This is a genomic window from uncultured Thiocystis sp. (assembly GCF_903866365.1).
Taxonomy (GTDB): Bacteria; Pseudomonadota; Gammaproteobacteria; order Chromatiales; family Chromatiaceae; genus Chromatium.
Genome location: NZ_CAIPNF010000352.1, coordinates 55,308 through 70,101 on the forward strand (window position 1 = coordinate 55,308; position 14,794 = coordinate 70,101).

At 65.5% G+C, this 14,794-nt stretch carries 8 protein-coding genes; 7 read left to right on the forward strand and 1 reads right to left on the reverse strand.

What is annotated here, in order from left to right:
* Nucleotides 1-168: 168 nt before the first annotated feature.
* The gene (locus QZY07_RS19880; protein WP_295406380.1) at nt 169-1,713 is read right to left on the reverse strand and encodes an ATP-binding protein; all 1,545 of its coding nucleotides are present in this window, start codon (nt 1,711-1,713) and stop codon (nt 169-171) included.
* Nucleotides 1,714-1,861: 148 nt separating this feature from the next.
* Between QZY07_RS19880 and recC the strand changes: the two genes are divergently transcribed.
* The 7 genes from recC (at nt 1,862) to QZY07_RS19915 (ending at nt 14,788) form a co-directional block, all read left to right on the forward strand.
* Nucleotides 1,862-5,476, forward strand: a complete 3,615-nt coding sequence (recC, locus tag QZY07_RS19885; RefSeq protein WP_295406382.1) for an exodeoxyribonuclease V subunit gamma — start codon at nt 1,862-1,864, stop codon at nt 5,474-5,476.
* Nucleotides 5,473-9,471, forward strand: coding sequence for an exodeoxyribonuclease V subunit beta (gene recB / locus QZY07_RS19890; protein WP_295406384.1), 3,999 nt, complete (start codon nt 5,473-5,475; stop codon nt 9,469-9,471). The genes recC and recB overlap by 4 nt, the downstream gene beginning before the upstream one ends.
* On the forward strand, nt 9,471-11,723 hold the full coding sequence (recD, locus tag QZY07_RS19895) for an exodeoxyribonuclease V subunit alpha (RefSeq protein ID WP_295406386.1): 2,253 nt from the start codon (nt 9,471-9,473) through the stop codon (nt 11,721-11,723). Before recB ends, recD begins: the two co-directional genes overlap by 1 nt.
* A gap of 132 nt (nt 11,724-11,855) precedes the next feature.
* The gene (locus QZY07_RS19900; protein ID WP_295406388.1) at nt 11,856-12,446 is read left to right on the forward strand and encodes a YceD family protein; all 591 of its coding nucleotides are present in this window, start codon (nt 11,856-11,858) and stop codon (nt 12,444-12,446) included.
* 118 nt (nt 12,447-12,564) lie between these two features.
* Nucleotides 12,565-12,741: a 50S ribosomal protein L32 gene (gene rpmF / locus QZY07_RS19905; RefSeq protein WP_295406390.1), complete on the forward strand. Its 177-nt coding sequence runs from the start codon at nt 12,565-12,567 to the stop codon at nt 12,739-12,741.
* Nucleotides 12,742-12,773: 32 nt separating this feature from the next.
* The gene (plsX, locus tag QZY07_RS19910; RefSeq protein ID WP_363184555.1) at nt 12,774-13,832 is read left to right on the forward strand and encodes a phosphate acyltransferase PlsX; all 1,059 of its coding nucleotides are present in this window, start codon (nt 12,774-12,776) and stop codon (nt 13,830-13,832) included.
* Nucleotides 13,832-14,788, forward strand: a complete 957-nt coding sequence (locus QZY07_RS19915; protein WP_295406392.1) for a beta-ketoacyl-ACP synthase III — start codon at nt 13,832-13,834, stop codon at nt 14,786-14,788. Before plsX ends, QZY07_RS19915 begins: the two co-directional genes overlap by 1 nt.
* The last annotated feature ends 6 nt before the right edge of the window (nt 14,789-14,794 follow it).

Genomic DNA, 14,794 nt, shown 5'->3' on the forward strand with positions numbered 1-14,794 from the left:
CGTGGCGATTCTAGCGCCGTTCGCGGTGATCCTGAAGCGATCCTGAAGCCGTTCGTGGTGATCCTGAAGCGGTTCGTGGTGAGACCCTCGAACCACGAATGGCTTCACGCTCCGAGTCCGCGGATTACCCGTTCTGAGAATTGCTGGCCCTCGACAACGCTTTTCAGGTCAGCAGGTCTCCACCTCAAACCCAACCACCGTGCGCCGCTCGCGGCTGAACTCGATCCCGATCAGATGGATCGGCTGGCCCAGGGCGCGGTATTTGTCCGCATACCCCCGATCCTTGATCTGTTGCAGCGCCCGACCCTCGGGCGCCAGTTCCACGACCTTGAACTCGAATAGCCAGACCTGGCCGTTGAATTTCAGCGTCAGGTCGATCCGCCCGCGGTGGCTGGCGTCCTCGGGCGTCAGATCCAGCCCCAGTGCGGCGAGATGGCTGTAGAAGACGCTGGCATAAAAGCCCTCGTAACGGGCCAGCGGGTGGCCATCGTGCCACTGATGGGGGATGGTCGCGAAGAGCGATTCCAGATGGGCGCGCAGCGCGGCGAAGTCGCCGGACACCAGGATGTCGTAGACCCGGCTGACGGCGCGTTCGGCCTGCATCGGATCGGCCAGCAGACCCTTGAGGAGGGCGTCGTTGAGGGCGCTTTCGACTTCCAGGTTGGGATAGCCAAGGCGATATTCCTGCCGGGCGCCGAGGCGTCGCACGCCCTGGAAGGTGAGATAGCCGGTCTGCCACAGCAGCGCCTCGGTCGCCAGATGCTCCACGTCGAAGGTCGAGAGCAGCGCCTCGGAGGCATGAAGCTCGGCCAGGTTGGGGGTGAAATAGCCGCGTTCGACGAGCAGCTCGACCAGAAAGGTCGGGGTGCCGGTCTCGAACCAGAAGGACCGGAATTCGCGTTCCTGAAACAGCAGCAGCAGATCGAAGGGGTTATAGACGGCCTCGCCGGTCCAGTTGTAGCCGTTGTACCAGCGGCGGATCTCGTCCCGCTCCAGTCCCGGAAGTTCGGCCGCGAAGACGGTCTCGACGTCCTGTTCGGTATAGCCGCACACGGCGGAATAGTCTGCGGACACGGTAATGTCGCGCAGGTTGTTCAGCCCGGAAAAGATGCTGACCTTGCTGAATTTGCTCACCCCGGTGATGAAGACGAACCGGACGTAGGCGTCCTGATCCTTGATGACCGAGTAGAGATTGCGCAGTCCGTCGCGCAGCTCGCGGGCAATCGCCGGCGCGGTCAGGTTGTCGAGGATGGGTTTGTCGTATTCGTCGACCAGGATGACGGTACGCTGGCCAGTGGCGGCATGGGCGAGTCGGATCAGTTCGCCGAAACAGGCCGCGACGTCGGGTTCGGTGCAGGTCACGCCCAGCGCCGACTGGTTGATGCGCAGTTGTTCGCCGATTTTGCGCGTCAGGGACGCGGCATCGTGCAGCACCCCGCCGCCGAAGCTGAGACGGATCACCGGACAGGGGGTCGACCAGTCCCAGCCCGGATGGATCGCCAGCCCCCGGAATAGCGGCTCGTTCCCGGCGAAAAGCTCGCCGAGGGTATCGAGCAGCAGCGACTTGCCGAAGCGGCGCGGACGCGACAGAAAATAATGGCTTCCCTGGTCGACGAGTTGCCGGATAAAACCGGTCTTGTCGACATAATAATGATCGTCCTCGCGGATCTTGGCGAAGGTCTGGATGCCGATGGGGAGTCTGCGACGGTGCATGATGGGCCTCGGTCGGTAGCGTTCCTGTCCGGCATTGTAGCGGCGTCATCGTCTGGCCGCGCGGCGCGCACTGAAATCCTTTGTGTTCCTGGCGTCTTTGCGGTTCAAATGCGCGCTCGGGATCATGGTTCTTCGAACGGAGTGAGTGATGGACGCTCGGAAAGTCGCGGGCAGCGGAGACTGGCCAACCGGTTTTATGCTGATCCAGGGCAACCGCCTGGAGGCGTTGCGCGGGCTCATGGTCGCCTGGATGCGGCGGCATCCGCTGCATCCGCTGGAGAACGAGGTGGTGCTGGTGCAGAGCAACGGCATCGCTCAATGGCTCAAGCTGGCCCTGGCCGCGAATCCCGAGGACGCGCTCACGGGCGGCTGCGGGATAGCCGCCGCGCTGGAGGTGACCCTGCCGGGGCGTTTCATCTGGCAGGCGTATCGCCGCGTGCTTGGCGATCTGCCGGAGCGTTCCGCTTTCGACAAGGCGCCCATGAGCTGGCGGCTGCATCGACTGCTGGGCGATCTCGTCCGTCCTGAGCGGAGTCGAAGGGATGGCTTGGCCGCTCAACTGCCGAATCCCGACTGTCTGGCGCCAATCCTGGGATTTCTCGACGGCGACGCCGACCCGCGTCGTCGGCATCAACTGGCCCTGCGTCTCGCCGATCTCTTCGATCAGTATCAGGTCTATCGGGCCGACTGGCTGGCCGCCTGGCAGGCCGGCGAGGATGTCCTGATCCGGCCGGACGGTCGCCGCGAGCCGCTGCCCGACGCGCAGCGCTGGCAGCCGGCCCTCTGGCGCTGTCTGCTGCGGGATGTCGCGGGGGAGGCGGGCGCCGCCGCGGGTGCGTTCGGCCATGCCAGTCGCGCCGAGATTCATCGCGCCTTCCTGGAGCGGGCCAAGACCCATCCGGACGCGCTGTTGGACGCCACCCAGGACCGCCTGCCCCGGCGGGTCATCGTCTTCGGCATCTCCTCGCTGCCGCGCCAGTCGCTGGAAGTATTGGAGGCCATCGCGCCCTTCTCGCAGGTGATGCTGTTCGTGCACAACCCCAGCCGGCATTACTGGGGCGACATCGTCGAGGGTCGGGAGTTGTTCCGGCGCGAGTATCGGCGTTATGCCGCCCGTAAGGTGCCGAGTGATGTCGACGAGACCCAGCTCCATCTGCACGGTCATCCGCTGCTGGCGGCCTGGGGCAAGCAGGGCAGGGACTATATCCGGCTGCTCGACGAGCACGACCGGCGCGAGGACTACGAGGGGCATTTTCAGGCCGCGAGCATGGACATCGATCTGTTTGAGTCTCCCATCGCATCCCCTGACGAATCCCTCGGCGAAGCCACGCTGCTGCAACAGTTACAAGATGACATCCTGGAACTGCGCCCGTTGCACGAGCGTCAGGCGTTGGCCACGGCCATCGATCCCCGGACCGATCGCAGTCTCGAATTCCTGATCGCCCACGGTCCGCAGCGCGAGGTCGAAATCCTTCACGACCAATTGCTGGACGCCTTCGAGCAGGCGGCCCAGGCCGGCGATCCGCTGCACCCGCGCGACGTGCTGATCATGGTTCCGGACATCGATCCCTATGCCCCGCATATCGAGGCGGTCTTCGGGCGTCTGGCGCCGGACGATCCGCGCCACATCCCGTTTCATCTCTCGGATCAGGGGCAGCGTCATCGCAATCCGCTCTTGATCGGGCTGGAGACCCTGCTCAATCTACCGCGCTCGCGCTTTGCCGTCAGCGAGCTGTTGGATCTCCTCGATCTTCCGGCCCTGCGCGAGCGCTTCGGCATCGACGAGGTCGATCTGCCCCGGCTGCGCCAGTGGATCGGCGGCGCCAACATCCGCTGGGGGCTGGATGCGCCGCAGCGTGCCAGTCTCGGGTTGCCCGCCGGGCTGACGCAAAATACCTGGGGCTTCGGTCTGCAACGCATGCTGCTCGGCTTCGCCACGGGGCGGAGCGGTCCCTGGCAGACGATCGAGCCCTATGACGAGATCGGCGGTCTCGAAGCGGCGCTGGTCGGTCCGCTGGTGCAGTTACTGGAGACGCTGGAACGCTATTGGCACCAACTCCAGATCCCGCGCGCGCCGGACGCCTGGACGGCGCTGATCGGCGAACTGCTCGATGACGCCTTTGCGGCGGACGGCGAGGCCGATCTGCTCGCCATTGCCCAGGTCCAGCAGGCGCTGGATCGCTGGGCGCTGGACTGTCGGCGGGGCGGCGCGCGCGCGGAGACCCTGCCGCTGGAGGTGGTGCGCGACGCGCTGCTGTCCGCGCTCGACGAGCCGACCCTGACCCAGCGCTTTCTGGCCGGCGCGGTGAATTTCGCGACCCTGATGCCGATGCGCGCCATCCCTTTTCGTCAGATCTGGCTGTTGGGCATGAACGACGGCGACTATCCACGCAACCGCCGTCCGGCCGATTTCGATCTGATGGCGAACGACTATCGACCGGGCGACCGCTCGCGCCGCGAGGACGACCGTTATCTCTTCCTGGAGGCGCTGTTGTCGGCGCGCGAGCGGCTGGTCATCAGTTGGGTGGGGCGCGGGATTCGGGACAACTCGGTCCGTCCGCCCTCGGTGCTGGTCGGTCAGTTGCGCGATCATCTCGCCGCCGGCTGGCGGCTGGCCAACCCCGAGCCCGGCGCGACGCTCCTCGACGCGCTGACCACCGAGCATCCGTTACAGCCCTTCAGCCGCCGCTATTTTCAGCCGGAGCGTCCGCCGCGTCTCTTTACCTACGCGCGCGAATGGCGGGCGGTGCATCGGGATCACGATCTCGATCCTTCGGCTTCGTCTGACACAACCCCGGAGACCCCGCCGACGCTCGCCCCGCCCGAACTGGATGCCCCCGTTCGACTGTCCGCGCTGGGGGGCTTTCTGCGTCATCCGGTCAGGACGTTTTATACCCGGCGCCTCGCGCTCTATCTCACCGAGGACGCGGATGCCGTCGAGGATGACGAGGTGTTCGATTTCGACGGCTTCGGGAGCTGGGACATGCGTAACGTCATGGTCCAGTCGGTGGAACACACCCTGGCCCAGCAGCCCGATGCCGATCCGCAAGCCTGTCTGCGCGCGACGATCCGGCAGCTCGCGCGCGCCGGGCGTCTGCCCCTGCCGCCCTTCGATGGCGTCTGGACCGATTCGCTGGTCAAGGATCTGGAAGCGCCGGTCGAGACCTATCGGTCGCTTCTGCAACAGTATCCGCTGGCCTGTCCCGTCCGGACGATCCGGCTGGCCTCGACCGGCATCGTCCTGGAGGACAGCCTGAACGATCTGCGCCAGGACGACGCGGGCAACCGCGTGCGGCTGCATTTGCAGGCCAGCCGATTGCATGAGGGTAAAGACTTGAAGTGGTATCACCTGGCGCGACAGTGGCCACTCCATCTGGCCGCCCAGCTTGAGGGTCCGGTCACGACGCATCTTCTCGGACCGGACACCGATTTCAGGCTACAGCCGCTGGACGCCGAGTCCGCGCGCGACCTGCTGACCCAGCTTCTGGAGTCGTCTCTGGAGGGGCTGACGACCTTGCCGCCGTTGGCCTGCAAGACCGGCTTCGCGGTGCTGCGGGCGCGCGAGGGTGGTAAGAGTTGTCCGTTTTCGACCTACGAGGGTGGCTTCAACCGCGCCGGCGAGCGGGAAGACCATCCCGGTTACGCCCGCTTCTGGCCGACCTATGCGCAACTCAGCGCGGACGCGGGTTTCGAGCCGCTGATCGACCGGCTTTACCGGCCGCTGTTTCTCCATTGTCTGGATCAAGAGGGACCGTCATCATGAGCCAAAGGCTCGATCCGCTCGCCTTTCCGCTCCGGGGCAGTCGACTCGTCGAGGCCAGCGCCGGCACCGGCAAGACCTTTACGCTGGCCCTGCTCTATACCCGTTTGGTGCTTGGGCACGGCGGGGAAGGGATGGCCTTCGACCGTCCGTTGATGCCGCCCGAGATTCTGGTCGTCACCTTCACGGACGCGGCCACGAAGGAATTGCGCGACCGGATTCGGCAGCGTCTGGTCGAGGCGGCGGTGTGTTTCGAGGCCGCGCCCCCTCACCCCCAACCCCTCTCCCCTAAGGGAGAGGGGAGTAATCCCCTGCACGATCTGCGCGCGACCTACGCGCCGCAAGACTGGCCTGGCTGCGCGCGCCGGCTGCGTCTGGCCGCCGAATGGATGGACGAGGCGATGATCTCGACCATTCATGGCTGGTGCTACCGCATGCTTCAGGAGCATGCCTTCGACACGCGCGGTCTGTTCGAGCGCGAACTGGTCACCGATCAGACCGATCTGCTGGCCGAGGTGACACGCGATTACTGGCGCGTCCATTTCTACCCGCTGCCGCCGGCGCAGGTGCGCTGCGTCCTGGACGTCGTCAAGTCACCCGATGCCCTGCGCGACAAGCTCGCCACCTGGCTCCAGCGCCGGGAAGCCGTTCTGTCCTACAAGGGCGAGCCGCTGCGCGTCGATTCGCTCGATGCGCCGCTGACCCGCCAGTGTCAGTGGTTGAACGCGAAGGAGGGCGCGGAAGCCGAACGTCAACGTCTGGACGCGGAACGCGCGGTCCTGGAGCAGGCGGCCCGGGATCTGTGGCGCGCGCACCGCGCGACGCTCGAAACGCATCTGCGGGAGTTGCGTCCTCATCTCAATGGGACCACACACGGGAGCACGCATGCGGAGCCCTTCGACGACTTGCTCGCCGAGATTGCCGCCTGGTCCGAGGGCGGCGCGGCGCCGACGAAGCTCAAGAGCTTTGTCCAGGGCGCATTCAAGTTCAAGAAGACCGCGAAAGTCACGACCGAAATGACGCATCCAGCTTTCCAGGCGCTCGCCGACTGGCAGGCGGCGGGCGCCAAACCGTCTCTGCCGGAGGAGCCGGAACCGTCCTTCGAGGCCTGTCTGATCGCCCATGCCGCGCGCTGGGTCGGACGCGAACTGGAACGCCGTCTGCTCGTCCAGGCCGAGATGGGATTCGATGACCTGCTGCGTCAGCTTGACGCGGCACTGAGTCCCAGCGGGGCCGGGGGCGGGGCAGGGGATGGCGGTCACGCGCAACGTCTGGCCGAGACTATCCGCCGCCAGTTTCCGGTGGCCCTGATCGACGAATTCCAGGATACGGACCCGGTCCAGTACCGCATCTTCGACCGCATTTACCAAGTGGCCGAGACGCCCGAGGACGTCGCGCTGATCATGATCGGCGACCCCAAGCAGGCGATCTATGGCTTCCGCGGGGCCGACATCCATACCTATCTCGATGCCCGCCGGGCAACCGAAGGCCGACACTACACGCTGGGCGTCAATTACCGTTCGACCGAGTCCATGGTGGACGCCTGCAACCGGCTGTTTGAGCAGGCGGAGACGCAGGCGCGCGGCGCCTTCCGTTTCAAGACCGACACCGAGCATCCGATTCCCTATCAGGTCGTCGAGGCCAGTGGCCGCGCCGAGCGCCTGATCCTGGATGGCCAGGCGGCGACCGCGCTGACCTTCTGGACCCTGGACATCGACCTTGAGAGTGGCACCGATCCGATTTCGCCCGACGATTATCGTCGGCGGATGGCCGAGGCGACGGCGACCCGGCTCGTGATTTGGTTGCAGCAGGCGCGGGAGGGCAAGGCCGGTTTCGCGTCATCCCCCTCACCCCAACCCCTCTCCCCCAGGGGAGAGGGGCTTGTTGACGCGGTTTGGCAACCCCTGTGCCCGCAGGACATCGCCATCCTGGTGCGCACCGGCACGGAAGCGGCCGCGATGCGCGAGGCGCTGGCGGCTCGTCGCATTCACAGCGTCTATCTTTCGGATCGGGAGTCGGTCTTTCAGACCCAGGAGGCGGGCGATCTGCTGCATTGGCTGCGGGCCTGCGCCGCGCCCACCGACGAGACTCTGGTGCGCGCGGCGCTCGGCACCAACACCCTGGCCGTGCCGCTGGAACAGCTCGCGCAACTGCAACGCGACGAACTGGCCTGGGAAGCGCGGATCGAGCGTTTTCGCGGCTATCGGCAGGTCTGGCGGCGTCAGGGCGTGCTTGCCATGCTGCGGCGCCTGATGCAGGACGTCGCGTTGCCCGCGCGGCTGCTCGGACGCGGCAACGGCGAGCGCATTCTGACCAATCTGCTGCATCTGGCCGAATGGCTGCAACAGTCGGCGACCGCGCTCGACGGTGAACAGGCGCTGATCCGGCACCTGTCCGAGCATGTCGGCGCCTCTGGCGACGAGTTTATCCAGCGTCTGGAGAGCGATGCCGAACGGGTGCGGATCGTCACCATCCATAAAGCCAAGGGTCTGGAATATCCGCTGGTCCTGCTGCCCTTCATCTGTTCCTGGCGGGCGGTGGATGGTCATACCCGGCAGGTTCCCTATCGCGCCGGCCCGCGAACCCTGCTCGAACTGGCGCCAAAGGCCCGTTTCGGCGAGGCGTGGGCCGCCGCCGACGACGCGCGTCTGAGCGAGGATATGCGCCTGCTCTATGTCGCCGTGACTCGCGCCCGGCATGCGCTCTGGCTCGGGATCGCGCCGCTCAAAAGCGGCAACGCGAAAAAGTCCCAGTTGGAGAAGTCGGCCATCGGTCATGTGCTCAATGGCGGCAAGCCGTTCGAGACCCCGGCGGACATCCTGGAGGCGCTGGCGCGACTGCGGGGGGATTGCGCGTCGATGCGGATCGAGTCGGCGCCATCCCCATCGATCACGCGACTGGCCCCGGCATCGGCGGTCGCGCTGGAGCCGGCGCGCCGGGCCCCGAAGACTCGCCCGCCGTCCTGGTGGATCGCCAGTTATTCGTCCCTGCGGATCGTGGCGTGGGAGGCGTCGGGGTCGGAGGAGGCCGCGTCGGCGCTTCCTTCCGATCAGGCGCAGGGATTCGAGTTGGTGCCGTCGGTGGAGACGGCGGTGCAGGAAACCACCCTGGAAGAAACCAAGCGGTCGATCCGGTCAGACGACGCGGATGACGTCGGTTTGGCGCGAACGGCAAAGCCCGAGAAGGACAGTCATCTTCACGCACTCCCGCGCGGCAGCCGTCAGGGAACCTTTCTGCATGGCATCCTGGAATGGGCCGCGAACCAGCGCGCGCGCGACGACCGGGGGCAGATCCTGCGCGGCTACGCGGCAACGGCCAAAGCGCGAACGCTGCGCCTGGAGATGCTGGGACAGCGCTGCAATCTGCGTGGACTCACCGACTGGATCGCGCCGCTGGACGCCTGGCTGGAGGACTTCCTCGTGCGGCCCTGGGTGCTCGACGGACTGCCGGATGCCGCCGGCCAACCGCCCACGCTGGCTCTGTGCGATCTGGCGCCCGAACGGATCCAGGTCGAGATGGAATTCTGGCTGGAGAGTCGCGCCGTCCAGACTCGGACGCTGGATCGGCTGGTCCAGACGCACTGTCTGGCCGGACACTCGCGTCCGGGCATCGGCGCCGATCGACTCAACGGCATGCTCAAGGGCTTCATCGATCTGGTGTTCGAGCATCAGGGCCGCTACTACGTCGCGGACTGGAAATCCAACTGGCTGGGGTCGGACGACGCGGCTTATACCCCGGAGGCGATGCGCGAGGCCATTCTGAACGCGCGCTACGATCTGCAATACGTGCTCTATCTGCTCGCGCTACACCGCCAGCTTCGCGCGCGCCTGCCCGATTACGACTATGACCGGCATGTCGGCGGAGCGGTCTATGTCTTTCTGCGCGGCGGTTACAGCGCCAGTCAGGGGTTTTTCATGGACAAACCGCCGCGGATTCTGATCGAGACGCTGGACCGGCTGTTCGCCGGTGAGACAACGGCTGGCCGGGAGGTGGCCTGATGGACACCTTGACGTCCCATCCGTTTGCCCTGAGCGGAGTCGAAGGGTTTGCGCCTGCCGAGGCCGAGGATCTGCTCGCCCGTCTGCGCGTCTGGGTGGATGCCGGCGCGTTGCGCGCGCTGGATCTGGCCCTGACCCGTTTCATTCATCGGCACGGACCGGAGACCGACACGGCGGTGCTGCTCGCTGTCGCCCTGACCAGCGAGCGCAATGGGCACGGCCATGTTTGTCTCGATCTTGCCGGCGCCCGTCAGCACCCGGACGCCCTGCTCACCCGGTTGCGCGACGACGCGGACACCGCCGCCGAGGTGCGCGCCGACTTGAGCGCCCACCTGCGCGGACTGACCCTACGCGACTGGGTCGAACGTCTGAGCCGCAGCCCGGCGGTCCACAACCGGCTCGACCGCGCCGCCACCGACGACGGGGCATCGCCCCTGGTGCTGGAAGGCACGCCCGAGCGACCGCTGCTCTATCTCCGGCGTTACTGGCGCGACGAGTCGCGCATCCTCGCCGGGATCGGCGCGCGTCTCGACCAGCGGCTCGAACTGCCGGAAACGGACCTGCGCGCGCTGCTCGATGCGCTGTTCGTCGTCGACCAGGGCGCGGCGTCCGATCCCTGCGACTGGCAGAAGATCGCCTGCGCGCTGGCGGCCCGCAACGCCTTCGCCATCGTCACCGGCGGTCCCGGCACCGGCAAGACCACCACCGTGGTGCGTCTGCTGGCGCTGCTGCAAGGGCTGGCCATCGGGCGCGGCCAGCCGCCGCTGCGCATCCGTCTGGCCGCGCCCACCGGCAAGGCCGCCGCGCGTCTGAACGAATCCATCGCCGCGCGGGTGGCCGACCTGCCGCTCGACGCCGTTCCGAATGGCGAACAGGTGCGCCGCGAGATTCCCACCGAGGTGACGACCCTGCACCGGCTGCTCGGCGCGCTACCGGACAGTCGGCATTTTCGCCATCATGCCGGTCATCCGCTCCCGGCCGATCTGGTGGTGGTCGACGAAGCCTCGATGGTGGACGTGGAGATGATGGCCCGTCTGCTGGAGGCGCTGCGCCCCGATGCGCGCCTGATCCTGCTGGGCGACAAGGACCAACTGGCCTCGGTGGAGGCGGGCGCGGTGCTGGGGGATCTCTGTCAGCGCGCGCGCGCGGCGCACTATCGCCCGGACACCCGTGACTGGCTGCGCCGGGTCACGGGGGCAACCATTCCCGACACGTACCTCGACGACGCCGGCGAGCCGCTGGATCAGGCCATCGTCATGCTGCGCAAGAGCTATCGCTTCAAGCCCGAAGGCGGCATCGGGGCGCTCGCCGCGCTGGTCAACGACGATCCGCCGGCTCGCTCGCCGCCGACCGCGCGTCTGACCGCCGTTCTAAACCTGTTCGAGCGCCAGCCGAGCCTCGGCGACGGCAATCTCGGCCGGATCGCCGCCATCCGGCTGCGCGACACGGACAGCCCGGACTTCGCCGCCCTGGTCCGCGACGGCTATCGCGCCTCTCTGATCCGGATGCGCGATGAGTATCCGGGCGACGACGCCCCCCGCGACGCGCTGGATCAATGGGCGCGCGACATCCTCAAGGCGCAGGAAGGATTCCAGTTGCTTACCGCGCTGCGTCAGGGGCGCTGGGGCGTGGACGGGTTGAACCGACGGATCGTCGCGGTGCTCAAGGACGCCGGACTGCTGAGTGGGGGCGACGCTCTCGGGACGGCGGGCGCGGATCGCCACTGGTTCGCCGGCCGCCCGGTGCTGGTCACTCGCAATGACTATGGCCTGCACCTGATGAATGGCGACATCGGCATCACGCTCGCACTGCCGCTGGCCCCGCGCGGGCCTGTCCTGAGCGGAGTCGAAGGGCCTGTCCTGAGCGGAGCCGAAGGGGCGGAGCTTGGCGGCCAGGACGTTGGGGGCAGGCGTCGCGCGCTGCGCGTGGCCTTTCCCGCCGGCGACGGTTCCGGCGGCATCCGCTGGATCCTGCCCAGCCGTCTACAGTCGGTGGAGACAGTCTTCGCCATGACGGTGCATAAATCGCAGGGCTCGGAATTCGACCACACCGCGCTTATCCTGCCGGACACATCTAATCCGGTTCTCACCCGCGAACTGGTCTATACGGGCATCACCCGTTCGCGACACGCCTTCACGCTGCTCTATCGCGAACCGGCCGTGCTGGGCGATGCGCTGGAACGCCGAGTGCGGCGCGTCAGTGGGATCGGCCTTTCCAGGGGACAGACGCTCGATGAATTCAATGACGCTTGAAACGGAACTGTCGTGCCGGGAACATGATCGCAGGCGCGCCTCTCTCGGGTGCTGCTCCGAGCGGTTCCGTTTCCTTTGGTAAAATCGGATGAATTGACGAAGAGGCTGTCGATCGGTTAAATTTGCGCGCTTATGCCGGAAGACATACCTATATCTCTCGACCCTTGGCGTGCGGTAAAAAAAGGCCTTTCGTTCGCCGGTGAGGTCGCGTTAAGTCAATTCCCGCGGCTAGCCAAGATCCTTATCGGCTGCGAGAACGATCCGCACGCTCGGGCAGTTTGCGATCTGCGCTTCGAGCGCGGGCGCGATGGGCATGCCCTTGTGGTCGGACGGATCCGATCATGTCTGCGCGTGCCTTGTCAGCGCTGTCTCGGAGAGGTCGAGATCGATGTCGATGTCCTGCTTCGGCTGGCGCTGATCAGGACCGATCAGATGGCGTGCGAACTTCCGGAAGATCTCGATCCGCTGCTGGTGGCGGATGAGCAGATGGATCTCATGGCTGTGATCGAGGATGAGCTTTTACTCGCGATTCCGATGTTTCCGAGGCATGGCGACGGCCTCTGTCGACCTTTGGTGACAGAGGGGGTTGACGTGAATCCAGCATCCCCGGATCTGGCGATGAACGAAACAGCCTTGGCATCCGGTAGCGACACGTCGCGCGAAGAAACGCATCCATTCGCTTTACTGGCTGGGATCAGGCGTAACCGAGGCGATTCGAAATAGGGTTCGCTGGCGATGCGTTACCGTCGGTATTCGACCACAAGAACCATTCCGTTTTCATGAACGTTTAGTAGGCACGAACGCGGCTTTTTCTTCGCGTGTCCTGCCCGGAGATTTAGAAATGGCTGTCCAGCAAAATCGCAAGACCCCCTCGAAGCGCGGCATGCGCCGTTCGCACGACGCGCTCAGCAAGCCGACGCTGTCGGTCGACCCCATCAGCGGCGAGACGCACCTCCGCCATCATGTTTCCCCCGACGGTTTTTACCGTGGTCGCAAGGTTGTGGATAAATCGGAGTGACGGAGTTCAGTCGCTTTGGCATCGTTCGTCTTGTGAGCTCGCATCGCGACAAACAGGCTCGGCCCGCGCCGACCTGCACGATTGCGCTGGATGCCATGGGCGGCGACCATGGCCCGGAGATCGTGGTTGCGGCGGCGCTGCGGTTTCAAGCGGATAATCCGCAGGTCGCATTGATTCTGGTCGGCAACGAAGACCGGATCAACGAGCACCTGGGCAGCGCCTCCCGCGAGCGGATCCGTATCCATCCGGCGACGCAGGAAGTGGCCATGGACGAATCGCCGTCCAAGGCGCTGCGCGGTAAAAAAGACTCCTCCATGCGGGTGGCCATCGATCTGGTCAAGGATGGCGTGGCCGATGCCTGTGTCAGTGCCGGCAATACCGGCGCGCTCATGGCGACCGCGCGTTTCGTGCTGAAGATGCTCCCGAACGTGAATCGCCCGGCCATCATTACCGCCGTGCCGTCCGTCCATGGTCACACGCATATGCTGGACCTCGGGGCGAACGTGGATTGCACGGCCGAGCATCTCTTTCAATTCGCGGTGATGGGTAGCGAGCTGGTCTCCGCGGTCGACGGTATCGCCCGGCCTCGGGTCGCGCTGCTCAATATCGGTCAGGAAGAGATTAAGGGTAACGAACAGGTCAAGCAGGCTCACGAACTGCTGTCACGCAGCGGTCTGAACTATATCGGCTACGTGGAAGGCGACGGGATTTTCCTGGGCGATCTGGATCTGGTGGTCTCGGACGGCTTTGTCGGCAATGTCGCACTCAAGAGTAGCGAGGGCGTCGCCAAGTTCGTGCGTCATTCGCTGACCAGTCAGTTCAAGCGGACCTGGTTTACCCGTCTCGCCGGGCTGGCCGCAATGCCGATCCTCAAGAGCTTTCGTCGCACCATGGACCCGCGTCGTTACAACGGCGCCAGTCTGCTGGGGCTTCGCGGCATTGTGATCAAGAGCCATGGCGGCGCGGATGTGCTTGCCTTCGAAAATGCGATCTACATTGCCGAAAAAGAAATCCACGCAGATATCCCCCGGCGCATCAGCGAACAGGTCGGTCTCCACCTGGGCAGCGAACAATACAGGGAAACGGCCTGATGAAGTATTCCCGTGTGCTCGGGACGGGCAGTCATCTGCCGTCGCGCGTCGTCACCAACGCCGATCTGGAAGCGATCGTCGATACCAGCGCCACCTGGATTCAGGAACGTACCGGCATCGAGCAGCGCCATCTGGTCTCGGACGGCGAGACCTGCTGCGATCTGGCCGAGGCCGCCGCGCGCAAGGCGCTGGAAGCGGCGGGGATTCGGGCGTCGGATCTGGATCTGATCCTGGTCGCGACGACCACTCCCGATCAGTTCTTTCCGAGTACCGCCTGTCTGCTGCAACAGCGTCTCGATGTGCATGGCTGCCCGGCCTTCGATCTGCAGGCCGTCTGTGCCGGTTTTGTCTACGCCATGGACGTCGCCGATAAATTCATCCGCACCGGGGCCGCGAAACATGCCCTGGTGGTGGGGTCGGAGACCATCTCTCGTCTGCTCGATTGGACGGACCGCGGCACCTGTGTGCTGTTCGGCGATGGTGCGGGCGCGGTCGTGCTCGGTGTCGCCGACGAGCCTGGGATCATTTCAACCCATCTGCACGCGGATGGCGCCTATAAGGATCTGCTGCAGGTTCCGGGCGGGCATGGCAATGGGCACCCGGAAGCCGCCTTCATGGAAATGAAGGGCAATGAAGTCTTCCGCATCGCCGTGACCACCCTGGGTCGGATCGTCGACGAGACGCTCGAAGCCAACGGTCTGAGCAAATCCGACATCGATTGGCTGATTCCGCATCAGGCCAATATCCGCATCATCCAGGCGACCGCCCGCAAGCTCGATCTTCCGATGGAGCGCGTGGTAGTGACCGTGGCCGAACATGGCAACACCTCCTCCGCCTCTATCCCGCTCGCCTTCGATCAGGCCGTGCGCGATGGGCGCATCCAGCGCGGCGAGATGCTCTTGATGGAAGCCTTCGGGGGCGGTTTTACCTGGGGCTCGGTGCTGATTCGTTACTGATTTTTA

What these genes read in the sequence shown, in the direction of transcription:
- recC (WP_295406382.1), top strand. Translation starts at nt 1,862, where the DNA reads ATGGACGCTCGGAAAGTCGCGGGCAGCGGAGACTGGCCAACCGGTTTT.
- recB (WP_295406384.1), top strand. Translation starts at nt 5,473, where the DNA reads ATGAGCCAAAGGCTCGATCCGCTCGCCTTTCCGCTCCGGGGCAGTCGA.
- QZY07_RS19900 (WP_295406388.1), top strand. Translation starts at nt 11,856, where the DNA reads ATGCCGGAAGACATACCTATATCTCTCGACCCTTGGCGTGCGGTAAAA.
- recD (WP_295406386.1), top strand. Translation starts at nt 9,471, where the DNA reads ATGGACACCTTGACGTCCCATCCGTTTGCCCTGAGCGGAGTCGAAGGG.
- QZY07_RS19915 (WP_295406392.1), top strand. Translation starts at nt 13,832, where the DNA reads ATGAAGTATTCCCGTGTGCTCGGGACGGGCAGTCATCTGCCGTCGCGC.
- rpmF (WP_295406390.1), top strand. Translation starts at nt 12,565, where the DNA reads ATGGCTGTCCAGCAAAATCGCAAGACCCCCTCGAAGCGCGGCATGCGC.
- QZY07_RS19880 (WP_295406380.1), bottom strand. Translation starts at nt 1,713, where the DNA reads ATGCACCGTCGCAGACTCCCCATCGGCATCCAGACCTTCGCCAAGATC.